The 26,584-nt window shown below is 55.5% G+C and carries 20 protein-coding genes and 5 pseudogenes; 12 read left to right on the forward strand and 13 right to left on the reverse strand.

Going from position 1 to position 26,584, the window contains the following annotated elements; genetic code table 11:
• Positions 1 to 11: 11 nt before the first annotated feature.
• The 3 genes from AB5Y71_RS08130 to AB5Y71_RS08140 all read left to right on the forward strand — a co-directional run bounded on the left by AB5Y71_RS08130 (position 12) and on the right by AB5Y71_RS08140 (position 2,712).
• Positions 12 to 1,418: an FAD-dependent oxidoreductase gene (locus AB5Y71_RS08130; protein ID WP_368171365.1), complete on the forward strand. Its 1,407-nt coding sequence runs from the start codon at positions 12 to 14 to the stop codon at positions 1,416 to 1,418.
• Positions 1,419 to 1,900: 482 nt separating this feature from the next.
• Positions 1,901 to 2,440 (forward strand): hypothetical protein, encoded by a 540-nt coding sequence (locus tag AB5Y71_RS08135; RefSeq protein ID WP_081250362.1) that lies wholly within the window; start codon positions 1,901 to 1,903, stop codon positions 2,438 to 2,440.
• A 2-nt stretch (positions 2,441 to 2,442) separates the two neighbouring features.
• Positions 2,443 to 2,712, forward strand: a complete 270-nt coding sequence (locus AB5Y71_RS08140; protein WP_081250363.1) for a hypothetical protein — start codon at positions 2,443 to 2,445, stop codon at positions 2,710 to 2,712.
• Between the two features lie 59 nt (positions 2,713 to 2,771).
• On the opposite strand, the pseudogene AB5Y71_RS08145 reads toward AB5Y71_RS08140, so the two are convergent.
• From AB5Y71_RS08145 to AB5Y71_RS08155, 3 genes and pseudogenes are all read right to left on the reverse strand, one after another.
• Positions 2,772 to 3,591: pseudogene (locus AB5Y71_RS08145) on the reverse strand (helix-turn-helix domain-containing protein).
• A gap of 123 nt (positions 3,592 to 3,714) precedes the next feature.
• The gene (locus AB5Y71_RS08150) at positions 3,715 to 4,476 is read right to left on the reverse strand and encodes a zinc-dependent peptidase (RefSeq protein WP_368171397.1); all 762 of its coding nucleotides are present in this window, start codon (positions 4,474 to 4,476) and stop codon (positions 3,715 to 3,717) included.
• A 76-nt stretch (positions 4,477 to 4,552) separates the two neighbouring features.
• Positions 4,553 to 4,990: a GNAT family N-acetyltransferase gene (locus AB5Y71_RS08155; RefSeq protein ID WP_019445255.1), complete on the reverse strand. Its 438-nt coding sequence runs from the start codon at positions 4,988 to 4,990 to the stop codon at positions 4,553 to 4,555.
• Between the two features lie 348 nt (positions 4,991 to 5,338).
• On the opposite strand from AB5Y71_RS08155, the gene AB5Y71_RS08160 reads away from it, so the two are divergent.
• The 3 genes and pseudogenes from AB5Y71_RS08160 to AB5Y71_RS08170 all read left to right on the forward strand — a co-directional run bounded on the left by AB5Y71_RS08160 (position 5,339) and on the right by AB5Y71_RS08170 (position 9,358).
• Positions 5,339 to 6,838 carry a sodium:alanine symporter family protein gene (locus AB5Y71_RS08160; protein ID WP_005360093.1) on the forward strand — a complete coding sequence of 500 codons (1,500 nt, stop codon included), beginning with the start codon at positions 5,339 to 5,341 and terminating at the stop codon, positions 6,836 to 6,838.
• Between the two features lie 288 nt (positions 6,839 to 7,126).
• Positions 7,127 to 8,179 (forward strand): annotated as a pseudogene (locus AB5Y71_RS08165) (replication endonuclease); the annotation flags it as partial.
• Positions 8,180 to 8,317: 138 nt separating this feature from the next.
• The gene (locus AB5Y71_RS08170) at positions 8,318 to 9,358 is read left to right on the forward strand and encodes a hypothetical protein (RefSeq protein WP_139429646.1); all 1,041 of its coding nucleotides are present in this window, start codon (positions 8,318 to 8,320) and stop codon (positions 9,356 to 9,358) included.
• Positions 9,359 to 9,433: 75 nt separating this feature from the next.
• Here the strand turns inward: AB5Y71_RS08170 and AB5Y71_RS08175 are convergent.
• Both AB5Y71_RS08175 and AB5Y71_RS08180 read right to left on the reverse strand, forming a co-directional pair.
• Positions 9,434 to 9,644 (reverse strand): annotated as a pseudogene (locus tag AB5Y71_RS08175) (transcriptional regulator).
• Positions 9,607 to 9,756 carry a DUF4113 domain-containing protein gene (locus tag AB5Y71_RS08180; protein ID WP_234880031.1) on the reverse strand — a complete coding sequence of 50 codons (150 nt, stop codon included), beginning with the start codon at positions 9,754 to 9,756 and terminating at the stop codon, positions 9,607 to 9,609. The pseudogene AB5Y71_RS08175 and the gene AB5Y71_RS08180 overlap by 38 nt, the downstream one beginning before the upstream one ends.
• Before the next feature lie 139 nt (positions 9,757 to 9,895).
• Here AB5Y71_RS08180 and AB5Y71_RS08185 point away from each other — a divergent pair, with 139 nt between their 5' ends.
• Positions 9,896 to 11,134, forward strand: a complete 1,239-nt coding sequence (locus tag AB5Y71_RS08185) for a hypothetical protein (protein WP_368171366.1) — start codon at positions 9,896 to 9,898, stop codon at positions 11,132 to 11,134.
• Between the two features lie 4 nt (positions 11,135 to 11,138).
• On the opposite strand, the pseudogene AB5Y71_RS08190 reads toward AB5Y71_RS08185, so the two are convergent.
• The 3 genes and pseudogenes from AB5Y71_RS08190 to AB5Y71_RS08200 form a co-directional block, all read right to left on the reverse strand.
• A pseudogene (locus AB5Y71_RS08190) lies at positions 11,139 to 11,385 on the reverse strand (ogr/Delta-like zinc finger family protein).
• Between the two features lie 111 nt (positions 11,386 to 11,496).
• Positions 11,497 to 11,969: pseudogene (locus AB5Y71_RS08195) on the reverse strand (phage portal protein); the annotation flags it as partial.
• A gap of 18 nt (positions 11,970 to 11,987) precedes the next feature.
• Positions 11,988 to 12,794, reverse strand: a complete 807-nt coding sequence (locus AB5Y71_RS08200; protein ID WP_368171367.1) for a crotonase/enoyl-CoA hydratase family protein — start codon at positions 12,792 to 12,794, stop codon at positions 11,988 to 11,990.
• Between the two features lie 168 nt (positions 12,795 to 12,962).
• Between AB5Y71_RS08200 and AB5Y71_RS08205 the strand changes: the two genes are divergently transcribed.
• The 5 genes from AB5Y71_RS08205 to AB5Y71_RS08225 all read left to right on the forward strand — a co-directional run bounded on the left by AB5Y71_RS08205 (position 12,963) and on the right by AB5Y71_RS08225 (position 19,218).
• A complete protein-coding gene (locus tag AB5Y71_RS08205) occupies positions 12,963 to 14,750 on the forward strand; it encodes a putative nucleotidyltransferase substrate binding domain-containing protein (protein ID WP_307895022.1) in 1,788 nt (595 codons plus the stop codon).
• Between the two features lie 2 nt (positions 14,751 to 14,752).
• The gene (locus tag AB5Y71_RS08210; RefSeq protein WP_307895023.1) at positions 14,753 to 15,379 is read left to right on the forward strand and encodes a 3'-5' exonuclease; all 627 of its coding nucleotides are present in this window, start codon (positions 14,753 to 14,755) and stop codon (positions 15,377 to 15,379) included.
• 105 nt (positions 15,380 to 15,484) lie between these two features.
• Complete coding sequence (locus AB5Y71_RS08215) at positions 15,485 to 15,796, forward strand: DUF485 domain-containing protein (protein WP_005336970.1); 312 nt, start codon at positions 15,485 to 15,487, stop codon at positions 15,794 to 15,796.
• Between the two features lie 11 nt (positions 15,797 to 15,807).
• A complete protein-coding gene (locus AB5Y71_RS08220; RefSeq protein ID WP_346197405.1) occupies positions 15,808 to 17,460 on the forward strand; it encodes a cation acetate symporter in 1,653 nt (550 codons plus the stop codon).
• A 165-nt stretch (positions 17,461 to 17,625) separates the two neighbouring features.
• Positions 17,626 to 19,218: an ABC-F family ATPase gene (locus tag AB5Y71_RS08225; protein WP_005336974.1), complete on the forward strand. Its 1,593-nt coding sequence runs from the start codon at positions 17,626 to 17,628 to the stop codon at positions 19,216 to 19,218.
• A gap of 287 nt (positions 19,219 to 19,505) precedes the next feature.
• Here the strand turns inward: AB5Y71_RS08225 and ppiD are convergent, their stop codons facing one another.
• The 5 genes from ppiD to clpP all read right to left on the reverse strand — a co-directional run bounded on the left by ppiD (position 19,506) and on the right by clpP (position 26,547).
• Positions 19,506 to 21,419 (reverse strand): peptidylprolyl isomerase, encoded by a 1,914-nt coding sequence (gene ppiD / locus AB5Y71_RS08230; protein ID WP_368171368.1) that lies wholly within the window; start codon positions 21,417 to 21,419, stop codon positions 19,506 to 19,508.
• A gap of 150 nt (positions 21,420 to 21,569) precedes the next feature.
• A complete protein-coding gene (gene hupB / locus AB5Y71_RS08235) occupies positions 21,570 to 21,842 on the reverse strand; it encodes a nucleoid-associated protein HU-beta (protein ID WP_005315375.1) in 273 nt (90 codons plus the stop codon).
• Between the two features lie 240 nt (positions 21,843 to 22,082).
• The gene (gene lon, locus AB5Y71_RS08240) at positions 22,083 to 24,437 is read right to left on the reverse strand and encodes an endopeptidase La (RefSeq protein ID WP_005336976.1); all 2,355 of its coding nucleotides are present in this window, start codon (positions 24,435 to 24,437) and stop codon (positions 22,083 to 22,085) included.
• Positions 24,438 to 24,578: 141 nt separating this feature from the next.
• Positions 24,579 to 25,853, reverse strand: a complete 1,275-nt coding sequence (gene clpX, locus AB5Y71_RS08245; RefSeq protein ID WP_005336977.1) for an ATP-dependent protease ATP-binding subunit ClpX — start codon at positions 25,851 to 25,853, stop codon at positions 24,579 to 24,581.
• Positions 25,854 to 25,923: 70 nt separating this feature from the next.
• Positions 25,924 to 26,547, reverse strand: a complete 624-nt coding sequence (clpP, locus tag AB5Y71_RS08250; protein WP_005336979.1) for an ATP-dependent Clp endopeptidase proteolytic subunit ClpP — start codon at positions 26,545 to 26,547, stop codon at positions 25,924 to 25,926.
• Between the last annotated feature and the right edge of the window lie 37 nt (positions 26,548 to 26,584).

Below are 26,584 nucleotides of genomic sequence, written 5' to 3' on the forward strand. Positions count from 1 at the left end.
GAGGAGTCATCATGTCCACTCTCCCCTTCTGGCTGGCCGAAGCGCTTGCCGCCGAACAGCCCGCGCCGCCCACGCCCCTAGTCGGCAACCACGAGGCCGATATCTGCATCGTCGGCGGCGGCTTTACCGGGCTTTGGAGCGCCATTGCCCTTAAACAGGCCGAGCCTGCCTTACGCATCATGGTGCTGGAGAAAGATCGCTGTGGCAGCGGCGCCTCCGGGCGCAACGGCGGCTGTTTGCTCACCTGGTCGGCCAAATACCTGACGTTAAAGCGCCTCTTTGGCGAGCAGCAGGCCGCCTGGCTGGTACAAAGATCCGAGCAGGCGGTACACGAGATTGCCCGCTTCTGCGAAACGCACAACATAGAAGCGGAGCTGAGGGTCGAGGGCACCTGCTACACCGCCACCAGCGAGGCGCAGCGCGGCCTGATGGAGCCGGTATTGCAGGAACTCAAGCGAGCCGGTCTTAACCAGTGGCAGGCGATTGAAGAGGATGAACTGGCGAGCCAGAGCGGTTCCCACGTTCATCTGGAGGGGCTTTACAGCCCTCACGCGGGCTCGGTGCAACCGGCGCTCTTGGTGCGCGGCCTGCTGCGGGTGGCGCGGGAGCTGGGGGTCGAGGTCTATGAGCACTCCCCCATGCGGCGCCTTGAGGCGGGCCAGCCTGCGCGGGTGCAAACGCCACAGGGCGAGGTGCGTGCCCGCAAGGTGGTGCTGGCCCTCAACAGCGCCATGGTGCAGCACTTTCGCGAGTTTCGCCGCAGTATCGTGCTGGTCTCCTCCGATATGGTGATAACCGACCCCGCGCCGGATGCACTGGCCACCCAGCAGCTTGAGCACGGCCGCTCCGTGGTGGATGGCCGCACCTTTGTGCATTACTACCGCTCCACCCCGCAAGGACGGCTGATGCTGGGCAAGGGGGGCAACACCTTCGCCTTTGCCAACCGCCATCTAGCCGAGTTCGATGCGCCGAGCCGCTATCTTGCCCCCCTCACCCGCACCCTGCGCCGCTTCTTTCCGGCGCTTAAAGAGGTGCCCATCGCCGCCAGCTGGTGCGGTGCCTCCGACCGCTCGGTGGATGGCCTCCCCTTCTTCGGCCACTGGCGAGGGCAGCCCAATATCGTCTATGGTCTCGGCTACTCCGGCAACGGAGTGGCGCAAAGCTGGATCGGCGGCCAGATCCTGGCGGCTTTGGTGAGAGATGAAGTGCGGGAGGAGGATAAACCCTGGCGTGAATGCGCGCTGGTCAGCGGCCCGCGCGGCTATTTTCCGCCCGAACCCTTTCGCTGGCTGGGTGCAATGGCGGTACGCAATGCCATCCGGCGCAAGGAGCGGGCGGAAGATGAGAACCGCCCAGTGGCCTGGTATGACAAACAGCTGGCCAAACTTGCCGATGCGGCGGGCAAGGCGGATAAATAGCCCGGCGATAGAGGGCAACAATTTCTCATACTGTTTCGCCCCACACCCTATTTCTTGAAACTGCCGACCCGAGGGTCGGCATTTTTACAGGTGAAATCTGAGGGGGCATTATCGCCAAGCGTGATCAGCTGATGGTCCCAGCGGCGGCAGGATTGAGATAGCGTGATTTGTAGGTTGGCGCAGAGCGTAGCGAAGCCCAACAGGCGAGCATGATTACGTCAACCAGAGCGGAATAAACAAGGATGTGGCGAAGCCGTAAAACAGATTTACAGGCATATTCCACGGTAAACGTGGGGCTTCACTTCGTGAAGCACGGACCTACCATTTTTAGCCCAGCATACGAGATAATACGTGTGTGCAAATAAAGCTAAAAAATAATATATTCAACCCTATTACATACATGTTTCTTCACAGCTGCAGCCATGATAATGTAAATTTACATTTCAGAAATTTGTATACCACACCTTTTTAAGAGGCTCACCATGAACCCAGAAAAAATTCAATCTGATATTGATGCGTTGTTAACCTATATGAATGATGATATGGAAAGCTTAGGTGAAACTATCAAAACGGTTTATTTTGGGTTTAATGAAGGTGAAAACGACAGAGTCGCTATAGATAAAAACTTAGGTTGGCCAGAAGAACATTTATTTAAAATAATAAACATTTCGCACTCCCGTGGCCTTGTAATAAAAAGCTATAGGGATTTTTCACAGGTTCAACTCACTGAAGAGGGGCAAAGCAGAGCCATCTCCGTCAAACATGGTAAAGATCGTTCATATGAGTTAGGTGCCAGCATGCAAATATCAACATTAAATGTTAATGCGCCATCTCAAATTGGAAATGGAAATACCCAGAATATAAGCAACATTTTCAATCAATTAATTCAAGATATTGATAAATCTCAAGCTTCAACTGAAGAAAAGAGCGAAGCTAAAAAACGGCTTACTACATTTCTCGAACATCCTCTTGTTAGCTCCATTCTTGGAGGAGTTGCAGGCTCACTAACTGGACTTATTTAACTATGGATGAACTACATAAAACGATTAAGTTACGCTGCACTTTCTGTCACTCAGAACAGTTTGCCATACCTTATTCTGACTACACGCCTCCTAGCCATAGTTTTGTTGTATGTGCTAATTGCGGCAGAGAAAATGATGTTACATCCTTATTAATAACAGCAAAATCAAAAGGACTTTCGATTGCACAAGATTATGTGGAAGAATTAGTAGATAAAATGAAATCAGATATAGCAAAAACATTTAAGAACAGTAAGTTCATAAAAATAAAGTAACTTATCAATCTGTACAGATCTAGTTATCACCTGACACCGGCCTCAAACCGGTGTCTTGTTTACGCTACTTTAGTGCGCACTTCCTGCGGTATCAATTTCAGACCCTTCTTGAACATGTTGTAGGGGGTTTGACCCTCCATCATCCTGCCTTGATGTGGCCGTTCGATAAAGCCGTTGCTCTGCGGCCTGCGTACCTTGGTTGTCCGGTGCTCAATCCCCTCCAGTTGCAGGAACAGCTCGTAGAGATGATGGTCTGGGCGCCCACAGAACTCACGCCCGTTATCCGACAGGATGGTATAGCCTCGTGCTTCGTGGGCCTCGAAAAACGGCAGCACCGTTTGCAGATACACCTTACCAACCCCCTTGAGCGCGCCGACGAAGAAGGTGTCGACCGCCACCAGTTCCCCGGTGTAGTGAACCTCAATCTGACGTTCGCGAAACTCGGGGCTGAAGCGCTCTAACAGGCGAATTTGCTCGTCATTGAGCTCAATGGTCTGCTCACGGTGGGTTTTCTCGAGGCGCAACAATCGGTCGTGTTTGGAGAGCAAGTCGTGACGTTGCCACACGCCACGCACACCTGATGCCTTGCAGAGCCAGTTCTTGGGCGACCCGCAGCGGGCCATGGGTTGGTCTGGTGAGGGAGTAATCGAGGATGGCCTGTTCAATCTCGGGCGCAACCCGGTTGGGATGAGCCCCTTTACAGCCAGGCAATTTGTCAAGCAAGCCCTCGGCGCCATAGGTCTGGTAATTACGGCGGATTTCGTAGAACTGCTGGCGGCTGTAGCCGATGAGCTTGCAGGCTTTGCTGACGTTATTGAGCTCTTTGGCGAGCTCTAGCAGGCTGAGTTTGCGACGTGCTACTTTCTCGTTGGTGGTCATACGGTGACTCCAGATAACACGGTAGGGTTACCGGTTTGAAGCCGTATGACCACTCCCTACCATCTCCATACAGACCACAATTAAGCATTTCCACTGTTTTACCATTTTTGTTGTGCATTGATGTCACAGAATTCCGTAACCTCCCTCCCCCGCCAGCAAGCGGGTCGCGGGGAAACGCAGTGCGGGATCCTGGCTAAAGAACTGGCTCAGTTGCCGGTATACCGCGGGATAGACCTGCAGCAGCCGCAGCGGATCGGTAAAGAAACACTCGCAGCAGACGGCGAAAAACTCCGCAGGATGTTCAGCAGCATAGGGATCGATGGCGGTCACTTCGTCCCGGTCGAGCTGCTGGCACAACTCGTCGAAAGCGCTCTGAAAGGCCTGTTGCCACTGCTGGCTGCTCATCGGCCCCGGCAACGGCGGCGTACCGTCCGCCTCACCGCCCAGCATATCGAGCTTGTGGGCCAGCTCGTGGATCACCAGATTAAAGCCGTCCCAGTCACCATCCTGCTGCAGTTCGCTCCAGGCCAGCACCAGCGGCCCTTGCGGCCAGGATTCGCCAGCGTTCTCCTCTTCAAACTCGCTCACCAGCCCGAACTCATCCTGCACCTCCTGACGCCGGGTGACGGGCTCGGGAATGATGATGATTTCGTGAAAGCCGCGATACCAGTCAAGGCCGAGGTGCAGAATAGGCAACGCCGCCTGCAGCGCCAGCACCGCCTGTTGACGGCTGCTGAGCTCGACCCCGATCAGGGTCAGGGTCTTGCGCTTAAGCAGCTGTTGCCCCAACCCGATCAGCGTCGTCTGCTCTGTGTCGCTGAGCCCTTGCAAGATGGGCACTGCCACCAGCGCCTGACGCCACAATGCCAACTCATCCTCACTCATGGACGTTTGCGGGCGACCACCCAGCCATTTGAACCATCCCAGCACGCCTACTCCTTCTTTTGATGAAAACAACAGGTCACAACAGTTTGACGAACCGTTTCGGCCGCTCCTGATAATCCTGCGCCAGATAGAAACGGTGCGCCGCCTCGCGCTTGAGACTGCTGGATAGCTCCAGCTGGGCGCAACCTGCGGCCCGCGCCATCGCTTCTGCTCCCTTGAGCAAGGCTGCGCCCACTCCCGCCCCTCTTGCCCCTTCATCGACAACCAGCGCAGAGATCAGGCCCCAAGCTGGTGCAACATGCAGTGGTGCCAGCTTGTGCCACACCAGCACGCCGACCACCTTGTCGGCCAGGGACGCGAGCAGCACAACGCTCGCGGGATCCGGCGCCAACAGGCGCGCCGTCACGTCAGCGCCTTCGGCAGGATACCCCAATTGGGTGAACAGGTGGGCGATGGCGCTCCCGTCGTCGGCCTCAGGGGGACGGATCGTCAACGTCTCAGGGTCATTTTTCATTGTTGGCCTCATGTTTGCTTTCCATTGTGTTACGCCCATCACATTGTCTGGCGCAGATCAACAAGGAGGATCTCATCTTTACTCATAGAAAACGCTGCCTGCCATTATCCCCCCACCCTTGTCAATTCACAAATTTGCAACAAGGCAACATTTTTCGCTGGGAAGCACCGATACAACTCGATATGTTACAAGCCATGCATGGCGCGTGTTTGCGCTCTGCTTAACCCCTCAACCTCGAGCTCATTTGTTAACTGGATTGTTAACAAACAGGGCCGAAAACAGTGACAGAGAGCGAGGCCAAGATCTCGCCAAGACAGCGCCACAAACACAACAAAGGAGTTGTTGTACATGAATGAAATCGTCAATGCCATCAATGGTGTAATCTGGAGCCCTGCGCTCATCTACCTGTGTCTGGGGGTCGGTCTTTACTTCTCCCTGCGCACCCGTTTTTTGCAACTGCGTCATATCAAAGAGATGGTGCGCCTGATGTTTGATGGCAAGAGCACCGATGCCGGTGTCTCCTCCTTCCAGGCGCTGGCCATGACCCTGGCCGGTCGTGTGGGTACCGGTAACATCGCCGGTGTGGCCACCGCCATCACCTTCGGTGGCCCGGGCGCCCTGTTCTGGATGTGGATGGTCGCCTTCCTCGGCGCCAGCTCTGCCTTCGTGGAGTCCACCCTGGGTCAGGTTTACAAAGAGAAGATCAACGGTGAATACCGCGGCGGCCCGGCCTTCTATATCGAGAAAGGGCTTGGCATGAAGTGGTACGCCTGGACCTTCGCCATCGCGACCGTCTTCGCCTGCGGCGTACTGCTGCCGGGCGTGCAGGCCAACTCCATCGGCTCCAGCCTGCAGACCGCCTTTAATATCGATCCGAACGTCACCGCCGCCGGTCTGGCGCTGCTGCTCGGCTTTATTATCTTCGGCGGCGTCAAGCGTATCGCCAGCTTCGCCAGTACCGTGGTGCCCTTTATGGCGCTGGGCTACATCATCGTGGCTTGTGTCATCATCGCCCTCAATATCGGCCAGCTGCCGGGCGTGATCCTGCTGATCTGGAAGAGCGCCTTCGGTCTGGATGCCGGTTTCGGTGCCATTCTAGGTCTGGCCATCATGTGGGGGGTAAAACGCGGGGTCTACTCCAACGAAGCGGGTCAGGGTACCGGGCCGCACGCCTCTTCTGCTGCGGCAGTGAGCCACCCGGCCAAGCAGGGTCTGGTGCAGGCGTTCTCCGTCTATATCGACACCCTGTTCGTCTGCTCCGCCACCGGCTTTATGCTGCTGATCACCGGCCTCTATAACGTACAAGGGCCGGACGGCGCCGCCATCTACACGGGTATTGCCGGTATCGCAGCAGGCCCGGGCTATGTGCAGACCGCCATGGAGAGCATGATGCCAGGCTTTGGCAGCATTTTCGTGGCCATCGCGCTGTTCTTCTTCGCGTTCACCACCATCGTTGCCTACTACTACATCGCCGAAACCAACATCGCCTACATCAACCGCAAGATTAATCGCCCTTGGCTCACCTTCTTGCTGAAGATTGCGCTGATGGCTGCCACTGTCTACGGCACCGTCAAGACGGCGGATCTGGCGTGGGGTATGGGGGATATCGGGGTCGGCCTGATGGCATGGCTCAACATCATCGCCATCCTGCTGCTGCAAAAAACCGCCTTCACCTGTCTGAAGGATTATGAAGCGCAGCAGGCACAAGGTATTGACCCCGTATTCCACCCGGAGAAGCTCGGCATCAAGAACGCCGATTACTGGGTGGGCAAACGCTCCGAAGAGAACCTGGAGCGGGAGAAATCGGGCCATCAGTTCGAGCCGGATCAGGATCGCAAGACCTCCTGAATCAAAACGACATAAGACATCAATAAAAAATGGCAGCCTCGACTGCCGTTTTTATTTCTTTATTTTCAATAGCTTACATTAACTCAAGGAGTTAGGCGCCACATAAGGGGACACTTTGGGACGTGAAAAGGCACCAGAATTGGCAAAATGTGGACACTTTTCTCAGCCCATTCTCAGAGAAGCTCAAGCTGGTTGAAGATGGTTTTCCAGCGGGTTAAAGCGGACCGCGTCATTGAGATAATCCGGTGCAAAGTGGGCATAGGTCATCGTCTGATGAAATATCAAGTGGCTGCCCTCAAACGGTGGAACGCCCCGTTTATGGATTTCGCGTGTGCGAGGCTCACCACGACGGTACCCCGCACTGGCATCTGCTGCTATTTATGCGCCCGGAAGATCGCAACCGGGTGATCGGCATCCTGCAACGCTATGCCCTGACCGATGACCACGAAGAGCTGGTACGGGATATCCAGGGCGCCCCACCCTTTACCGATTTTACTCCCCGCTTCGACTGGAAAGAGATAGACCCGGCCAAGGGCGATGCCGCGGGCTATATCGCCAAATACATTGCCAAGAACATCGACGGCGCCTACCTGGACGATGACGAAGAGGCTGGCACCGCCGCCGATGAGGGCGCCCTGCATGCCGTGGCCTGGGCCAGTTGGTGGGGCATTCGCACCTTCCAGCAGATCGGCGGCGCCCCGGTCGGGGTATGGCGCGAGCTGCGCCGCATCAGCAATGCCAAAAAGAATGCCGATCTGGTTGGCCCACCCAAGCCAGTGCTGCAAGACCCGCCTGCAAGGGTGGGAGATTGTGCCTGCCGGCACCCATGAAGCCAGGAAAGCCGCCGAGGCTGCAGCGAGGGGGGTTGGGGTTAAGACGGGCGACAGCCCGGCACCTTGGAGCTCTGACAATAACTGTACGCTACCGGATCCTGATGCCTTCACAGACCAGATCATGCGGGAACAATGGGGGTTATCACCCTTATCCATTGAGCGTTTGCGGGCTGGAGCCAGCGTCAGGGCCGACGGTTTCACCCTCTGGCTGGAGAACGGCCAGCTGCAATCTTGCAGATCGCTACCAAGCGAGCCGGATTGGGAGCTTGATGACCAGCCACCCACAGAACAGAGTCAGCTGGATAAATACGCGGTACCAGAGGGGGATGAGGACTGGCCGATGCTGGTTGAGCTCTGCGGCGAGGTCTACCAGGCACAAGGCCACTCAGGGACGCACCGCTGGATCGAGATGCTGCCGCAACCATACCTGTCAGAGATGTGGCGGGTGCTGGAGGGGTTGGATACGCCACAGAAGCTGCAAGAACCGGAGTCAATCAAATACCAATAGACAACAAAGATGGGCTGGTAATATCATGATTGAAAAGAAATTTTTTAGTGTCCATCATGAGTGGATGGCAGTGTTATATAGAAATCCATATAACGAATTAATACAATCATCCAATCACTGTCAGGTTAAGGTTTAACTATGCAATGTATCGGGCTCACGAAAGACAAAAAACGCTGCAGAAACGCTGCTAAGTTTGTCTTTTGCAAGAAGCATATCTGGCAGCCAGCAAGTGCCGTAATTGCCTTATATTCAACTATCGGATCTTCCGCAGGTTTCTTTCAAGATCTAATTAAACCATTGGCAGAGAAATTTGAACGAGACACTGAACTTAGAAAAGCACTGGCGGTTGAGCTAAAAAACCACCGGCGAACAGATGCCGAGTGGGAGGAAAATCCAGATCCAACCAATGGAAAATCTGACGTTGTAACCATTCTTTTGGATAGACAGCCGATAAAGTCACTAGAATTTTATCAAACAGCCAAAGATCAACGATTTAAAAACTATCCGCCTACGTTTCTCTTGGCGGATTTCTTCATACCTACGACTGCAGAATATCAGGTCGTCGATCTAGATGGGGACGGGGTAAACGAGATAGTTATTACATTAACTAATCAGATATACAGTCTCCACTACGACAAACAAATTAATGTGCTCATTTATAGTCCAACTGGGGACTTACTTGCTCGCACCCCATACCCTAGAGACATACCTGATTTGAAATTGGAAATCCACAATCCTTATAGTGCGTATAAAACCACTGTCGTAATGAAAGATGCGATTTCCGATCAGACACATAGTTCCACCTTTGCAAATGGATTTAATATCATTACTAGCAACGGTGCCAAGCACCTCCAATTTTCATGGGTTATTGACAACGCAGGGTATGCAGGAAAGCATCTGCACCAAGTCGAAGAGTTTAAATATAATTCTGGAAAATTAGTTGCTATTGGAGACAGACCTAGTCTTTACATTAGTGACTCATGGGAAAACGCAACATCCGGCGAACCAATTGAAGCGATTCAGACAGCAATAAAATTTCTTAGGGAACACAATCAGCCAAAATTCTCTGATATGGTAAAGCAGATCAAGGAGGACGGTCCCATTGGTATTGATTTACCTAACTATTCAGTCAAGAGTGATGCCCAGAAAATTGTGCCCGCCTTACCCGCCTTGCCTTGAACGTCAGGTATCATTCCAATGTCACGATATAATTATATGACGGCGTCGAGTGAATAAGGTGTAACAGCGGGGGAGCTATTGCCCCCCCAGTCCTTTCAGTACCAACAGCCGCCCCTCGGGCGTCAGTGAGCCCATCAAGCTCAGCACCAGCTGGTTCGTAGTCTTGGCCGAAGGGCTTAGGGTGTGGGCGAACGACAAAGTGGCCACACTCGGCATCGGTACATTGGCAAAGATAGATATTGAATAACTCACTTCGCCACCGGCAGTTCGCCGAGCGCGGTGGTATAACGTGGGCTTAGCTGCTCCCGCCTCATCATCCACTCTCGAGTATCCCCGCCAGTGGCCGCGAAGTAGACCTTGCCCAGCTGTCCCTGATTGATCTTGTCTATGACCTGCATCTGCACCTCGCTGCGCTAAGTTTGCGATTCACCTGCCAAGTGCGTAACTACTCTTGTGCCTTGTCTATAGAAGAAGATTGAAATACAACACAAACCACTGTTTAATCTAGCCATAAAAATTTGAAAATAACGGTGTCTTGTGTATAACAAACTTATTGGTGCAAGAAATGATGTTCTTAAAAGCGGAGCTTTCATAGCATCCATATGTATTCCTATCGCCTTATCTGTAGGTGTCGCATTATTAATACATTATCTGCCATCATTTAACTCATTACTTTCTCATTTATGGGAAACGATGAAACTTCCAATAGCAATAGCATCTCTATCGATACCACTGGCAACTTGGGCTATAGCAAATCATGGCTCTGCTAGAGTAACTGAAACCTTAAAAATTCAAGATCGTAAACAATTGTCAGAACTCTATTTCGAACAAGAAAAATTGTTCGAAAAGGTACTGGCAAGAAAAATTGAACATTATGAATTTAAATACATTACCATTAAAGATCTCCCTGTAATTCATGCAACTATATTTGATTATAAGAATCTTCATAAAAATGGACATATCATAGTTAGAAATACCGTCAGTGATAACATCAAGAAGGTCATAGAAGCAAACAATATTGTGAGCTATGCTTTTTATGATGATTTTATAGCTGAAAAAAATGGGAATAATGATTCAATAAAGATGCATGACCTTACAGCCCATTATATATCAACCATTCAGCATAACTTGATGATCCTCACTCCATATATAGGATGTCGCGTTTTAAGAGAAGGGGTTACAAGCTTGGGGCTACTTGTATCCGCATATGTTGAAATCGAACACATGATGTTAGAAATCCGTCAGTATATCTTCGATAGTTTGCCAGAAAACTATATGTCAGAGGCAGACTATGAACTCTACCATGCAATTCTTAACGTGACGACAGAATATTTCAAATGTGGCCAAGATGATTTAACAATAGCAAAGATCTCTGATACAACCCGTACGAACGTTACTATTAAACACTTTGTTAAATCAGACCTTCATCGTTTTATTTTTGGTGTAATGGATAAAATCCGCCCCCTAATAAATGATGCATGCAGTCATCTAATAATACAGCAAGAAGATTTAGAATACATATCCATTAAGGTATTTCACAACAATCCGAATAATTACCTTAGAGTATTCTTTACAAAAGATGACATTGACAGTATCAGAGCAGGAAAATTAAAAGTAGAATGGAATGATGAATCACACAGTGTTGACGTGATATACAAAGAAGATGGATATATTGTGGGAAATGATAATACAGAACAGCATAATTTCATTAATAGCATCTTAGTATTATCACGTTCCCTATATTTTATGGATACCAGTACACATGTCACTAACTAACGAACTATAAAGCTCCTAAGTCCAGTAAACCATCTAGTACCATCTGTCGACTTTCAGGAGTTAGAGAGCTAACCAAGCTAATAACCAACTGATTGGTGGTCTTAGCTGATGGGCTCAAAGTATGCCCAAATGATAGTGTGGCCACACTCGGCATCGGTGCACTGGCAGTAGAGATCCGAGACATCATCGCTCAGTCGGTTGGTCTTGGTAATGCGGCCCCGCTGGCCACACACTTTGCAATAAACCCGCATTACGCCCCCTTTTCTATCCAAATCAACAGCCTATCTTGCCACAGCAAGCACTGTTTGTTTATACAGTTGAACAGATATTCTCCCGAAAATCGACCCGCAGGGAGACGGGAGTCACGCACTGTTGATGGCATCCTGGATAAGCTCGCACAGCGGCAGCACCTCGTTGCGGGCATAGGTGGCATCGTACTTCTCGGGATCCCCGAGCCCTCCCCCGCCATTGGTCGGGATGATGCCGGCCAGCGCCGCCGGAAAGCGGTGGGATGTCAGCACATCCTGGGCGGTGATCCCCTTGATGGCCGCGAACTCGTCCTTGGTGGCAATATCCCCCACAGGGATCAGATTGATGCCATCGGGCTTGCCGTCCGGGATGTTGACGAACATGGAGCGGAAATTCCCCACCCCTTGCTGCTCGCAATCATCTCCTTCATCTCCTCCTCGGTGTCGTCGTCCATGTTCGGGTCGGTGGCGTAGATGATGAACCCCATATGGGCGCCGTTGAGGAAGTATTTGCGCCGAAACAGGGTGGCATCCTGGTTAAGCAGCGCCGACTGCAAGCCACCCAAGTAGTCGGGCATACCGTAGATCGCTCGTGCAGCTCGCAGTCAGAGCGGATTGCGGCGCGGCCCGAAGGGCAGCCGCCAGCGAAACAGGCTGTTAAGGGTGGCCCGCCACTGATTGGGTCGCCCCAGGATCTGCTTTTGCAGCCGAGTCTCCTCTTTGAGCATCGCCTCGTCACTGCGGGCCCAGGCCTGGCTGTAAAGCTGTTTGATCCCCGCCAGCGCATCGGGCGACTTGGTGATCAGGGTACGGGCAAACTCCCGCGCCTCCACCAGCGGATCGGCGCAGACTCGGCTCACCATCCCGAGGGATTTGGCCTCGATGGCATCGAGCTCGCGTCCGCTCATGGCAAGCTCCATGGCGGTATCCACCCCCATCAGATTGCGCATGGTGACACTGCCGCTCATATCGGGGATGATCCCCCACTTGATCTCCATCACCGAAAAGCGGCAATCGGGGGTGCTGAAGCGAAAATCGGCGCCGAGCGCAATCTGCAAGCCACCGCCAAAACAGACTCCCTGGGTCACCGCAATTACCGGCACAGGCAGCTGGTGCCAACCATAAGCAACCCGCTGGGCCAGATTGGTCGCTTCGTCCGCCTCGCGCTTGAGGATATCGAGCGCCGCCACCGGCTGTCTCAGCATGGATTTCACATCCAGCCCGGCGCAGAAGGCACGCCCCTCGCCGTGCAGGATCACCGCCCGCAACCCCTTGTGCCGGGCGAGCTGCGTCAATGTTTCATCGATGGCACTGAACATAGCGCGGTCCAGCGCATTGAGTTTGTCCCCCCGCGTCAGCATCACTTCGGCAATCCCGTCGTGGATCTCGCACTTGACCCTTGGTTTTTCCATCTCCCTTATCCTCTCCTTGATCCTTGAAACTGACTCACTGGTCATACCACCACGTTATCAGAGTGTGAACAGGCGGTACAGCTGAGACTAAAGTCGGCTGGTCGCCTCCCCCTCCCTTTGTCACACTGGGAGCTGCATGAGTGCCGCAAGCCAGCAGAGGACGCTGTCATGTCAACCCTGTTCAATTTTGCCAGACCACCGTTCGACCGACTGGATGAGGAGGCGCGCGAGCGGCTCTCCCGTCACCTCTCGCTCTGCTATTTTCGGGCCGGGGAGCTGCTGCTCAAGGAGGGGGAGGAGCCTCCCGGCCTCTATCTCATCATCAAGGGGGCGGTGGAAGAGTCTGCTCCTCACCACCAGTTTGGTGATTACGGGGTCGATGATCTGTTCGATGTGCGCGCCCAGTTTGATGGCCGCTGCCGCCACCGCTTCACCGCGCTGGAAGATAGCCTCTGTCAGCTCATCCCTCGCCACACCTTTCTGGCGCTCTGTGAGCAGGATCCGCAGTTTGCCAGCTACTTCACCGCCAATCTGGCCGAACGCCAGCGCCAGCAGGAGCAACGCGAACAACTGGGTCAGAAGAATCTGGCGGAATTTATCCTGACCCGCATCGAACCCGGCCACTTGCAAGCACCGCTTATCGTCGACAGCAAGCTGTCACTGCTGGCGGCGACCGAAGCCATGGTGAGCAAGGGGACCGATTGCCTGCTCTACCCCGCCCACGATGGCTCCCTCACGCTGGCAACCCGCAAGACTTTGCTCCACGCCCTGACCCTCAAGGGATTGCCGCTGACGGCCCCCCTCTCTGTGCTGACCCCTACTCCTCTGATTGGTCTGCCGCTGGAGAGCTATCTGTTTGATGCCCTGCTGCTGATGACCCGCCATCGCATCAAGCGACTGGTGGTGTGGCGTGGCAACGAGGTGGCGGGGATCCTGCAACTGACTCAGGTGCTGGGGCTCTTCTCGACCCACTCCCACGTGCTGACCCTGCGCATCGCCCGTGCCGACAGCCTGCCGGCGCTGGAGGCGGTGGCCCGCGAGCAGCAGCAATTGACCCGATCCCTGTTTGCCCAAGGGATCCACACCGCCTTTTTGATGAAGCTCATCGCCACCATCAACGAACAGCTGATCGCCAAAGCCTTTGCGCTGGTGATCTCCCCCGAGGTGCAGGATAGAGTCTGCCTGTTGATGCTGGGCTCGGAGGGGCGCGGCGAGCAGATCCTCAAAACCGATCAGGACAACGCCCTGATCCTGCCAGAGGGGCTGGCATGGCCCACCCAGGCAGCCGATCTGGCCGAATTCAGCGCCCTGCTGGAGCGGCTCGGCTACCCGCTGTGCCCCGGGCAGGTGATGGTGAACAATCCGGCCTGGGTGAAAACGGGCAGCGAGTGGCAAAGCGCTATTGCCAGCGCCTGTACTACGGCAAAGGAGGATGAGCTGCTCTGGCTCGCCACCCTGGCCGATGCTCACCCCATCGCGGGGGATCGACAGCTCCATCTGCCGGTTGCCAGAGCGCTGCGCGAGCAGTTGGCGGACAGGCGGGATCTGCTGGCGGAGATGGTGCGACCAGCGGTGGCCTTTCACGCGCCGCTCACCCTGTTTGGCCGGCTGGAGCAGCCACCGGAAGGGCTGGATCTGAAGCGGGGCGGCCTGTTCCCGCTGGTGCACGGTATCCGCATGTTGGCCCTTGAGGCAGGCATTCTGGAAACCTCAACCCTGGGGCGTATCGATGCGCTGGTGGCCGCCGATCGGCTCAGTGCCGACTATGGCAGCAATCTGGCGGAGGCGTTTCGGCTCTTTATCCGGCTGAGGCTGCGCAGCCAGCTAAAGGGAGGCAATAGTCGGGTGCAGACAAGCGAGCTTAGCCACAGCGAGCGGGATCTGTTGCGTCAGGCGCTGCATCAGGTGAAGAAATTCCAGCAGTGGCTCACCTTGCACTTTCGTCTGAGACAATAACCATGTTGAGCCGCGTTCGACGCTACTGGTATGGCCGTGCGTTCCGAATGGGCGAGTTCGCGCCGCTCTTTGCCACCCCACCGGAAGATGAACGGATCGCCCTCGATTTCGAGACCACCAGTCTCGATCCCGAGCAGGCCGAGATCGTCTCCATCGGGGCGGTGCGCATTCAGGGCAACCGGCTGCTGACCGGCGAGGCCCTCGCCATCAAGGTACAGCCACCGGCCAGCCTGACCAGCCAATCTGTGGTGATCCACGGTCTGCGCCATCAGGATCTGCAACAGGGAATGGAGCTGGAAGCCGCGCTGCGCCTGCTACTCGACTATATCGGCCCGCGCGAACTGGTGGGCTATCACATCGCCTACGACCTGCGCATTCTCAATCTTGCCTGCCAGAAATTGTGGGGATTGACCCTGCCCCAGCGAGGGATCGAGGTGAGCCAGCTCTATCACGACCACCTCTATCGCCGCTATCCCGATGCGGCCATTGACCTCCACTTAAGTGCCATCTGCAGCCACCTTGAACTGCCATCCCTGCCCGCCCACGACGCCCTTGCCGATGCCACCACGGCCGCGCTCATCTACCTGCGCCTGACCTGCGGCTCGCCACTGGCTTATCCCAAAGTCTAATTGTCGACAAATAACATTTAATTCACATTTTGCTTACATGAGCAGATTGCCTGCTCGTCGGGGTTACCCCATCCACCGCTGACACTCATGTCATGGAGAACTGCAATGGAACAGCAAAGCTATCTGAGGATCCAGCAAGATCCCAACTTCCAGGAGCTGGTCGCCAAGCGCCAGCGTTTTGCCTGGGCCCTCTCGGCTCTGATGCTGGGACTCTACCTGGCGTTTATTCTGCTCATCGCCTTTGCCCCCGGTTGGCTGGGCACCCCGCTCAGCGACAGCACCACCGTCACCCGTGGCATTCCGGTCGGGGTGGGACTGATCCTCTCCTCCTTCGTGTTGACCGGCATCTATGTGTTTCGGGCCAACGGCGAGTTTGACGAGCTGAATCAGAAGATCCTCAAGGGAGTGCAGTCATGAGCGCAAAAAGCATGAAAGGCAAGTGGCTGCTGTTGGCCTCACTGGCCTCCTCCCCCCTGCTGGCAGCGGATGCGCTGACCGGCGAGGTACAACGCCAACCCCTCAATGTATCGGCCATCGTGATGTTCGTGGTCTTTGTGGCCGCAACCCTGTTCATCACCTACTGGGCCTCCAAGCGCAACCGCTCGGCTTCCGACTACTATGCGGCCGGTGGCCGTATCACCGGCTTCCAGAATGGTCTGGCCATCGCCGGTGACTATATGTCCGCTGCCTCCTTCCTCGGGATCTCCGCGCTGGTCTACACCTCCGGCTATGACGGCCTCATCTACTCCATCGGCTTTCTGGTGGGCTGGCCCATCATTCTGTTCCTGATCGCCGAGCGGCTGCGCAACCTCGGCAAATACACCTTCGCCGATGTCGCCTCCTATCGTCTCAAACAGACTGAAGTACGCACCCTCTCCGCCTGTGGTTCGCTGGTGGTGGTCGCCCTCTACCTGATCGCCCAGATGGTCGGTGCCGGCAAGCTGATCGAGCTGCTGTTTGGCCTGCAATACCATGTGGCCGTGGTGCTGGTCGGTATCCTGATGGTGCTCTACGTGCTGTTTGGCGGCATGCTGGCCACCACCTGGGTGCAGATCATCAAGGCTGTGATGCTGCTCTCTGGTGCGTCCTTCATGGCCATCATGGTCATGAAATCGGTCAACTTCGATATCGGTGCCCTGTTTAGCGAAGCGGTCAAGGTGCACGAGAAAGGGCTCGCCATCATGAGCCCGGGTGGCCTGGTTGCTGACCCCATCTCCGCCATCTCGCTCGGTCTGGCATTGATGTTCGGTACCGCCGGTCTGCCTCATATCCTGATGCGTTTCTTCACCGTGAGTGACGCCAAAGAGGCGCGTAAATCGGTGTTCTACGCCACCGGCTTTATCGGCTACTTCTACATCCTCACCTTCATCATCGGCTTTGGCGCCATCCTGCTGGTGAGCACCAACCCGGCCTTCAAGGACGCCACCGGCGCCCTGCTGGGCGGCACCAACATGGCGGCAGTCCATCTTGCCAATGCTGTCGGTGGCAGCCTGTTCCTCGGCTTCATCTCTGCCGTGGCATTTGCCACCATTCTGGCGGTAGTTGCCGGATTGACCCTGGCGGGAGCCTCTGCGGTCTCCCATGACCTCTATGCCAGCGTGTTGAAGAAGGGCAAGGCCAACGAGACCGATGAACTACGTGTCTCCAAAATGACGACTCTGGTGCTGGGCGTAGTTGCCATTGGTCTGGGGATCCTGTTCGAGAAGCAGAACATCGCCTTCATGGTGGGTCTGGCCTTCTCCATCGCCGCCAGCTGCAACTTCCCGGTACTGTTCCTCTCCATGTTCTGGTCACGCCTGACCACCCGTGGCGCCGTCTATGGTGGCTGGCTGGGGCTGGTGAGCGCAGTGACCCTGATGATCCTGGGCCCGACCGTGTGGGTGAAAGTGCTGGGCCATGCCCAGGCCATCTTCCCCTACGAATACCCTGCCCTCTTCTCCATGGGGTTGGCCTTCGTTGGGATCTGGTTCTTCTCCATCACCGACAGCTCCCAGAACGCCGCCGACGAACACGCCAAGTTCCTGCCGCAGTTCGTTCGCTCCCAAACCGGGCTGGGTGCCTCTGGCGCCACCTCCCACTGATGAGTCAATCACACTCCCAAGCCGGCCTCGTGCCGGCTTTTTTTATTGCCCATCAATCGGCTGCACGCCCCGCTTGCCCCGATCAAGATCACACTTCTCGCTAAAACTTTCGGGGGATCTGTGCCATAATGCGCGCCATTTGACAGACCAATCGGGACACATACCTTGTTAAGTAGCAACAACATCACCATGCAGTTCGGCGCCAAGCCGCTGTTTGAGAACATCAACGTCAAGTTTGGCGGCGGCAACCGCTATGGCCTTATCGGCGCCAACGGCTGTGGCAAGTCCACCTTCATGAAGATCCTCGGCGGTGATCTGGAGCCCACTGGCGGTAATGTGAGCCTGGACGTCAACGAGCGCATCGGTAAGCTGCGTCAGGATCAGTTCGCCTACGAAGATATGCGCGTACTGGACGTGGTCATGATGGGTCACACCGAGCTGTGGGCGGCCATCGCCGAGCGCGATGCCATCTACGCCAACCTCGAAGCGACCGACGACGACTACATGAAGGCTGCCGAGCTGGAAGGTCTGGTCGCCGAGTATGACGGCTATACCGCCGAGTCCCGCGCAGGTGAACTGCTGCTGGGTGCCGGTATTCCCATCGAGCAGCACAACGGCCCAATGAGCGAAGTGGCCCCTGGCTGGAAACTGCGGGTGCTGCTGGCACAGGCGCTGTTCTCCAACCCCGACATCCTGTTGCTGGACGAACCGACCAACAACCTGGATATCAACACCATTCGCTGGCTGGAGCAGGTGCTCAACGAACGTGAAAGCACCATGATCATCATCTCTCACGACCGTCACTTCCTGAACTCCGTCTGTACCCACATGGCGGATCTGGACTACGGCGAGCTGCGCGTTTATCCGGGCAACTACGATGACTACATGCTGGCCGCCACTCAGGCGCGCGAGCGTCTGCTGGCAGACAACGCCAAGAAGAAGGCCCAGATCGCCGATCTGCAATCCTTCGTCTCCCGTTTCAGTGCCAACGCCTCCAAGTCCAGCCAGGCGACCTCCCGCCTCAAGCAGATCGACAAGATCAAGATTGAGGAAGTGAAGGTATCCAGCCGTCAGAACCCCTTCATCCGCTTCGAGCAGGAGAAGAAGCTCTACCGCAACATTCTGGAGATCGAAGGCCTGTCCAAAGGTTATGGCGAGGCGCCCCTGTTCAAGGGCCTCAACATGATGCTGGAAGTGGGTGAGAAGGTCGCCATTCTGGGTACCAACGGTATCGGTAAATCGACCCTGATCAAGACGCTGGTCGGGGATCTGGCACCGGATACCGGTACCATCAAGTGGTCCGAGAACGCCCAGATCGGTTACTACGCCCAGGATCACGCCGAAGATTTCGACACCGACCTCAACGTGTTCGACTGGATGGCCCAGTGGAAACAGGATAACGAAGACGAGCAGGCTGTGCGCTCCGTATTGGGTCGTCTGCTCTTCTCCCAGGACGACATCAAGAAGCCGGTCAAGGTGCTCTCCGGTGGTGAACAGGGCCGCATGCTGTTCGGCAAGCTGATGATGCAGCGCCCCAACATCCTGATCATGGATGAGCCGACCAACCACCTGGACATGGAATCTATCGAATCCTTGAACCTGGCACTCGAGATGTACAAGGGCACCCTGATCTTCGTCTCCCACGACCGCGAATTCGTCTCCTCTCTGGCGACCCGCATTCTGGAGCTGAGCGAAGATGGTATCCGCGACTTCGGCGGCACCTACGAAGATTACCTGCGCACCCAGGGCGTGGTATAACCCCGCTCCTGCGCAAGTGCGCAATGCAAAACCGGCACTCAGGTGCCGGTTTTTTTATATCCCGTATTTAGACGACTGAGATGGCGTATAGCAGTGGTGTGACTACACGCCACAGAGCAGATAGCAGATAGCAGATAGCAGATAGCAGATAGCAGATAGCAGATAGCAGATAGCAGATAGCAGATAGCAGATAGCAGATAGCAGAACTTGAGTATCCCCCCCTTTTGCCCACAGATAAAAAAACGGCTCCATCAAGGAGCCGTTTTCAATGGATTGCGCAGTGCCGATTACTCGACGGTCGCTTCCACACTGGTGAAGTACTCGATCTTGGCCGCTTTGCGCAGCTCGTCGATCAGAGACTTGTAATCCACCTGAGCTTTGCCCTGACCCAGCTGAGCTTGCAGCATGGCGGCCATGCCGGATGCGGCGGCAGGGACGTTGACCTTGTCCAGCGCAACCACAACGCGGTCACCATTGGTCTCGGCAACCAGAGCCACGCTCGGCTTGCCGTCGATCGGATGGGGCAGCGTGAACGCCTGGGCAATCAGGTTCTGATCCAGCTCGCGATCGAAGCGGGCAACCCCTTTGTGGGTCTCCACTTTCAGACCGAGTGCAGTCAGATCGGCTGTGATGCTCTCACCGACTTTCAGCTTGTCCAGCAGGCCCTGGGCCTTGCCACGGGCCACTTCGCTAGCCTTGTCATGCTTGATGGCGGCAACCACCTGCTCTTTCACCTCGGCCAGCGGCTTGACCGCTTTGGGCTTGTGACCAGTGATGTGCAGCACCAGCGCCTTGCCGTCAGCCAGCTCGATCACGTCGGAGTTGGTGTTGTCATCGCGCAGCTGTTCGGAAAACGCCACGGAGAGCACCTTGGGATCATTCAGCGGAGCCGGAGCAGTCGCCTGGGTGAAGAAATCGGAAGATTGAACCTTCATCCCCATGGCATCAGCGGTCAGATCCAGCGAGTCCGGGTTTTCGAAGCTGTTGTCAGCCATCTTCTGCTGCTCGGCGAAGAACTTCTCCTTGGCCTTGTCAGCTTGCAGGCGAGTGATGGTCTCTTCTTTCACATCGGCAAACGGCTTGGTCTGGGCTGCTTCAACCCCCAGCAGCTTGATGATGTGGAAACCGAACGGGCTCTTCACCACGCCGGAAAGATCGCCAGCCTTGTTCAGGGCGAACGCGGCTTTCTCGAAGGCCGGATCCATCACCCCTTTCTCGAACCAGTCCAGCTCGCCGCCTTTTTTGGCAGAGAAGGTATCGGAAGAGTCAGCCTTGGCCAGCGCAGCGAAATCATCGCCCGCCTTGGCTTTGGCCAAAACGGCTTCTGCTTTCTGCTCGGCCGCTTTCTCATCCTTGCCAAACGGGATAAGGATATGAGCCACATGGCGACGCTCGGCACGCTGGAACAGATCCTGGTGCTGATCGTAGTAATCCTGGGCATCCTGCTCGGTGACCTTGATATCCTTGGCGAGGTTGGCAGCGTCCAGCAGCAGATAGTCGACCTTGACCTGCTCGTCGTTCATGAAACGGGCGCCATTGGTCTTGTAGTACTGCTCCAGCTCGTTGTCGGAGACCTGAACGTCAGCCATGTAGTTGGCGGCAGCCAGACGTACCAGACGCAGATCGCGAGTCTGGTTGTAGAGCTTGTCGAGCTGCTCCGCTTCCCCCTTGAGGGAGAATTCGGTGCCCAGCAGAGCGCTCATCAACTGTTGACGCACCATGTCCTGACGCAGGGAGTCACGGAACATTTCAGGAGTCATGCCGGCACGACGGATCAGCTGCAGATAGCGGTCATTGTTGAACTTGCCATTCTCGGCAAACTCCGGCATGGCCACGATGGCTTGCTTGATCTGTTCGTCACTGATACGCAGACCCAGTTCACGGGCCTTGCTGTCCAGCAGCGCCTGATCGATCAGCCGATCCAGCACGCCGCGACGGAACTGTTTCATGTAATCGGGGTTCGCGGCCAGCTGGCTGAATGCCTCTCCCATCTGGGATTCCATGCGGGCGCGCTCGTTACGGTAGGCATTTTCCAGTGCCGCAGCACTGATCTCGGTGCCATTGACGGTGGCGGGGGCGGTACGGGCCGGGCCGTTCAGGTAACTACCTACACCAGCCAAGGCAAAGGAGAGGATGATCAGGCCCAAGATAACCTTGGCTACCTTGCCCTGCGCCCCTTCGCGTAGTTTATCCAACATCATGTTTGTACTTATGCTCCCGAACTCGATGGGCGTAAACAATAAAAAGGCGCACCGATTGCGATGCGCCTTGGTCAATCAGTATGAGAGAAGACTCTCTAACTTGTCTGGTCTGCGACCAAGGACGGTAGCCGACGGATATCAGCGACCGACTTAGTTAACAGCGTCTTTCAGGGCCTTACCGGCTTTGAAGGCAGGAACTTTACCAGCAGCGATTTCGATGGTCGCGCCAGTCTGCGGGTTACGGCCTGAACGGGCAGCACGCTCGCGTACAGCGAAAGTACCGAAACCAACCAGAGCAACCTGGTCACCCTCTTTCAGCGCTTCACCAACAGCATCAATGAAGGCATCCAACGCACGGCCAGCGGCAGCTTTGGAGATATCGGCACCGTCTGCAATCTTGTCAATCAGTTGAGATTTATTCACTCTTATATTCCCCTTTTATCAAACACCGCTGCGGCGCTGATTTCCCTGGCCACAACAAGTGGAGGTTTTATAGCAAGCCTCCTGATCAGTTGCAAGTGACAATCTGGCGCAAACCCGCGCCACACAACGCATTGCGACTCATCACGAGTACCCGATCGGTGGTCAAGGCTACTTCCGTTATCGGGCGCATGCAAGCCTTAACCACCCGCCGAATGCGCCAAATTTGCGGCGCATCAACATTTACACGACAGAAACGCGCTCAAACCCCTGTGGATTGTCCTGCAACGCCAATTCCAGCACCTCGTCAATCCAGCGAACAGGATAAATTTCAAGGTCTTGTTTGACGTTTGCCGGGATCTCCTCAAGGTCACGCTCGTTCTCTTTCGGAATAAGCACTCGCTTGATGCCGCCACGGTGGGCTGCCAGCAACTTCTCCTTGAGACCACCGATAGGCAGCACTTCGCCGCGCAAGGTGATCTCCCCTGTCATCGCCACATCAGCACGAACCGGATTACCGGTCAAGCTGGAGACCAGGGCGGTACACATGGCGATACCGGCGCTCGGACCATCTTTCGGGGTTGCCCCTTCCGGTACGTGCACGTGGATATCGCGCTTCTCGTAGAAGTCGGCGTTGATGCGCAGCTTCTCGGCACGGGCTCGTACGACCGTCATGGCCGCCTGGATCGACTCCTGCATAACGTCACCGAGGGAACCGGTATAAGTGAGCTTGCCCTTGCCAGGCATGTTGGTGGTCTCGATGGTGAGCAGATCGCCTCCCACTTCGGTCCACGCCAGACCACACACCTGACCCACTTGATTCTGGTCGGTGGCCTTGCCGTAATCGAAACGCTGCACCCCGAGGAACTCCTTGAGGTTCTCCTGATTGACCTGAACATGCTTGATGCTCTTGTCCAGCAGGATGCGCTTGACCGCCTTGCGACAAATCTTGGAGATCTCGCGCTCCAGACTCCGCACCCCCGCCTCGCGGGTGTAGTAGCGGATCACTCCGACCAGGGCAGAATCTTCGATGGTGATCTCGGACTCTTTCAGGCCGTTGCGCTGGATCTGCTTGGCAACCAGATGCTGCTTGGCAATGTTGAGCTTCTCATCTTCGGTATAACCGGAGAGACGGATCACTTCCATCCGGTCCAGCAACGGACCCGGGATGTTCATGGAGTTGGAGGTGGCCACGAACATGACGTCCGACAGGTCATAATCAACTTCCAGATAGTGATCGTTGAAGCTGTTGTTCTGTTCCGGATCCAGCACTTCCAGCAAGGCGGATGCGGGATCGCCACGCATGTCCGAGCTCATCTTGTCGATCTCGTCGAGCAGGAACAGCGGGTTCTTCACACCGACTTTCGCCATCTTCTGGATGAGTTTGCCGGGCATGGAACCAATATAGGTACGGCGGTGACCGCGGATCTCCGCTTCGTCACGCACCCCACCGAGGGCCATCCGCACATATTTGCGGCCTGTCGCCTTGGCGATGGATTGGCCCAGCGAGGTCTTGCCCACACCGGGAGGCCCAACCAGACAGAGGATGGGGCCCTTGAGCTTGTTCACCCGTGCCTGTACCGCCAGATATTCGAGGATGCGATCCTTGACCTTCTCGAGGCCATAGTGATCGGCATCCAGCACCTCTTGCGCCTTGCCAAGATCTTTCTTGACCTTGGATCGCGCCTTCCACGGCACCTGTACCATCCAGTCCACATAGCTGCGAACCACGGTAGCCTCGGCGGACATGGGAGACATCATCTTCAGCTTGGCAAGCTCGGCCTGGGCCTTTTCACGGGCATCTTCCGGCATGCCAGCCTCTTCAATCTTGCGATTGAGGGCTTCAAACTCATCCGGGCTATCTTCCAGCTCACCCAGCTCTTTCTGGATGGCCTTCATCTGCTCGTTGAGGTAATACTCGCGCTGGCTCTTTTCCATCTGCTTCTTGACGCGAGTACGGATGCGCTTCTCGACCTGCAGCAGGTCAATTTCCGACTCCATCATCGCCATCAGGAATTCGATGCGCTCGGAGACAGAGACGATCTCCAGCACCTTCTGCTTGTCTTCCAGCTTGAGCGGCATGTGGGCCGCCATGGTGTCAGCCAGACGCGCAGCATCGTCGATCGCCGAGATCGAGGTCAGTACCTCGGGCGGGATCTTCTTGTTGAGCTTGATATAACCTTCAAACTGGCCGATGGCGGAGCGAACCAGTACTTCCTGATCCTTCTCCTCAATGGCTTGGGAGGGGATGTACTGGGCCTCGCAGACAAAGAAATCCTTGTCGTCGATCATCCGCTCCAGGCGGGCACGCTGCCCACCCTCTACCAGCACCTTGACGGTGCCGTCCGGCAGCTTGAGCATCTGCAGAATATTGGCCACTGTCCCGACGGTGAAGATCTCCTCCACCGTTGGCTCATCGGTTGACGCATCCTTCTGGGCCACCAGCAGAACTTTCTTGTCCTGCTCCATGGCCGCTTCCAGACAGCGAATGGATTTTTCCCGCCCCACAAAGAGTGGAATGACCATGTGGGGATAAACCACCACGTCACGAAGAGGCAGGACGGGAATCTCGATGCGTTCTGAACGCTCTAGGTTCATATATGTCCTCTCGGCTTGTTATACCGTTGGCAAAGCGCTTGGCTGAGTATATGGGGGCGCTGAGATGAGATTCAATCGCCGAAACCGTAAAAAGCATGAAAGGGGCAAAAAGCCCCTTCCATTTGATTAAAAATCAGACATTTACTCTGATGCAGCAGCCTGGGTTTCGGGATTTTCGTAGATCATCAAGGGCGCAGAGTCCCCTTTGATCACGGTCTCGTCGATCACCACCTTGCTGACCCCTTCCAGAGAAGGCAGGTCATACATGGTATCCAGCAGCACGGCTTCCACGATGGAACGCAGACCACGAGCACCGGTTTTACGCTCCATCGCCTTGCGGGCAATGGCGTTGAGCGCATCATCACGGAACTCCAGCTCAACCCCTTCCAGATCGAACAATGCAGCGTACTGTTTGGTCAGCGCGTTTTTCGGCTCTTTCAGGATCTGGATAAGGGCAGACTCATCCAGCTCGGTCAGGGTCGCGACCACCGGCAGACGGCCGATGAACTCGGGGATGAGACCATACTTGATCAGATCTTCCGGCTCCACCTTGGCGAAGGTCTCGCTCAGGGTGGCCTTGGCATCCTTGGATTTCACCTCAGCGCCAAAACCGATACCGGTTCCCTTCACGGAACGCTGCTCGATCACCTTGTCCAGACCAGCAAAGGCACCGCCGCAGATGAAGAGGATCTTGGAGGTATCAACCTGCAAGAACTCCTGCTGCGGATGCTTGCGACCACCTTGCGGCGGCACGGAAGCGATGGTCCCTTCAATCAGCTTGAGCAGTGCCTGCTGTACCCCTTCCCCGGAGACATCTCGGGTGATGGAGGGGTTGTCCGACTTGCGAGAGATCTTGTCGATCTCGTCGATATAGACGATGCCACGCTGGGCCTTCTCTACGTCGTAGTCGCACTTTTGCAGCAGCTTCTGGATGATGTTCTCCACGTCCTCGCCCACATAACCGGCTTCGGTCAGGGTGGTCGCATCGGCCATGGTGAACGGCACATCCAGCAGACGAGCCAGAGTCTCGGCCAGCAGGGTTTTGCCGCTACCGGTCGGGCCAATCAGCAGGATGTTGGACTTGCCGAGCTCCACACCACTGTTTTCGCCGCTGTTGCGCAGACGCTTGTAGTGGTTGTAGACGGCAACGGCCAACACCTTCTTGGCGTACTCCTGCCCGATCACATAGTCATCGAGATGAGCGCGGATCTGATGAGGGGTCGGCAGCTCGTTACCATCGCGCTTGGGCGAGATCTCGCGGATCTCTTCGCGGATGATGTCGTTGCACAGCTCGACGCACTCATCACATATGTAGACGGAAGGGCCAGCGATCAGCTTGCGCACTTCATGCTGGCTTTTGCCGCAAAAAGAGCAGTAGAGCAGCTTATCACCCTCACCCTTGCGTTTCTCTGTCATTCAGCAACCTCGTTTTATCAATAGAGGATGGATCGGCCTGTTGAGTTTACAACAGACCGGGACACCCTGCTCAGCTACGCTGGCTCAGGACACCGTCTACCAGACCATAGGCCACGGCCTGCTCGGCGGACATGAAGTTGTCACGATCGGTGTCACGCTCGATAGTAGCCATGTCCTGACCGGTGTGGAACGCCAGGCGCTCGTTCAGGGTATTTTTGATCTTCAGGATCTCTTGGGCGTGGATCTGGATATCAGATGCCTGACCCTGGAAGCCACCCAGCGGCTGGTGGATCATCACGCGGGCGTTAGGCAGGCAGAAACGCTTGCCCTTGGCGCCACCGGCCAGCAGGAAGGCACCCATGGAGCAGGCCTGCCCCATGCAGACGGTGCTGACATCCGGCTTGATGAACTGCATGGTGTCATAGATGGACATGCCCGCAGTCACCGAACCACCCGGCGAGTTGATGTAGATATAGATGTCCTTGTCCGGATTCTCGGACTCGAGGAACAGCAACTGGGCAACCACCAGATTGGCCATGTGATCTTCAACCTGACCAGTCAGGAAGATCACCCGCTCTTTCAACAGACGGGAGTAAATATCGTAGGAACGTTCACCCTTGGCAGTCTGTTCGACCACGATGGGGACCAGCGCATTGCTGGGAGAATCGGTCATATCGTTATAGTTCTTGTACATAAGGCATTGTCCCTAAAATAAAATGGCCCGAGTGGAG

The organism is Aeromonas sp. R9-2 (genome assembly GCF_040908025.1).
Classification (GTDB): Bacteria; Pseudomonadota; Gammaproteobacteria; order Enterobacterales; family Aeromonadaceae; genus Aeromonas; species Aeromonas veronii.

Bases quoted from the DNA above. Each gene is read 5' to 3' on its own strand.
- AB5Y71_RS08215 (WP_005336970.1), top strand. From the start codon at position 15,485: ATGGAACAGCAAAGCTATCTGAGGATCCAGCAAGATCCCAACTTCCAG.
- AB5Y71_RS08135 (WP_081250362.1), top strand. From the start codon at position 1,901: ATGAACCCAGAAAAAATTCAATCTGATATTGATGCGTTGTTAACCTAT.
- lon (WP_005336976.1), bottom strand. From the start codon at position 24,437: ATGAACCTAGAGCGTTCAGAACGCATCGAGATTCCCGTCCTGCCTCTT.
- AB5Y71_RS08155 (WP_019445255.1), bottom strand. From the start codon at position 4,990: ATGAAAAATGACCCTGAGACGTTGACGATCCGTCCCCCTGAGGCCGAC.
- AB5Y71_RS08200 (WP_368171367.1), bottom strand. From the start codon at position 12,794: ATGGAAAAACCAAGGGTCAAGTGCGAGATCCACGACGGGATTGCCGAA.
- AB5Y71_RS08150 (WP_368171397.1), bottom strand. From the start codon at position 4,476: ATGAGTGAGGATGAGTTGGCATTGTGGCGTCAGGCGCTGGTGGCAGTG.
- AB5Y71_RS08205 (WP_307895022.1), top strand. From the start codon at position 12,963: ATGTCAACCCTGTTCAATTTTGCCAGACCACCGTTCGACCGACTGGAT.
- clpX (WP_005336977.1), bottom strand. From the start codon at position 25,853: ATGACAGAGAAACGCAAGGGTGAGGGTGATAAGCTGCTCTACTGCTCT.
- ppiD (WP_368171368.1), bottom strand. From the start codon at position 21,419: ATGATGTTGGATAAACTACGCGAAGGGGCGCAGGGCAAGGTAGCCAAG.
- AB5Y71_RS08210 (WP_307895023.1), top strand. From the start codon at position 14,753: ATGTTGAGCCGCGTTCGACGCTACTGGTATGGCCGTGCGTTCCGAATG.
- clpP (WP_005336979.1), bottom strand. From the start codon at position 26,547: ATGTACAAGAACTATAACGATATGACCGATTCTCCCAGCAATGCGCTG.
- AB5Y71_RS08130 (WP_368171365.1), top strand. From the start codon at position 12: ATGTCCACTCTCCCCTTCTGGCTGGCCGAAGCGCTTGCCGCCGAACAG.
- AB5Y71_RS08140 (WP_081250363.1), top strand. From the start codon at position 2,443: ATGGATGAACTACATAAAACGATTAAGTTACGCTGCACTTTCTGTCAC.
- AB5Y71_RS08160 (WP_005360093.1), top strand. From the start codon at position 5,339: ATGAATGAAATCGTCAATGCCATCAATGGTGTAATCTGGAGCCCTGCG.
- AB5Y71_RS08180 (WP_234880031.1), bottom strand. From the start codon at position 9,756: ATGCAGGTCATAGACAAGATCAATCAGGGACAGCTGGGCAAGGTCTAC.
- AB5Y71_RS08220 (WP_346197405.1), top strand. From the start codon at position 15,808: ATGAAAGGCAAGTGGCTGCTGTTGGCCTCACTGGCCTCCTCCCCCCTG.
- AB5Y71_RS08170 (WP_139429646.1), top strand. From the start codon at position 8,318: ATGCAATGTATCGGGCTCACGAAAGACAAAAAACGCTGCAGAAACGCT.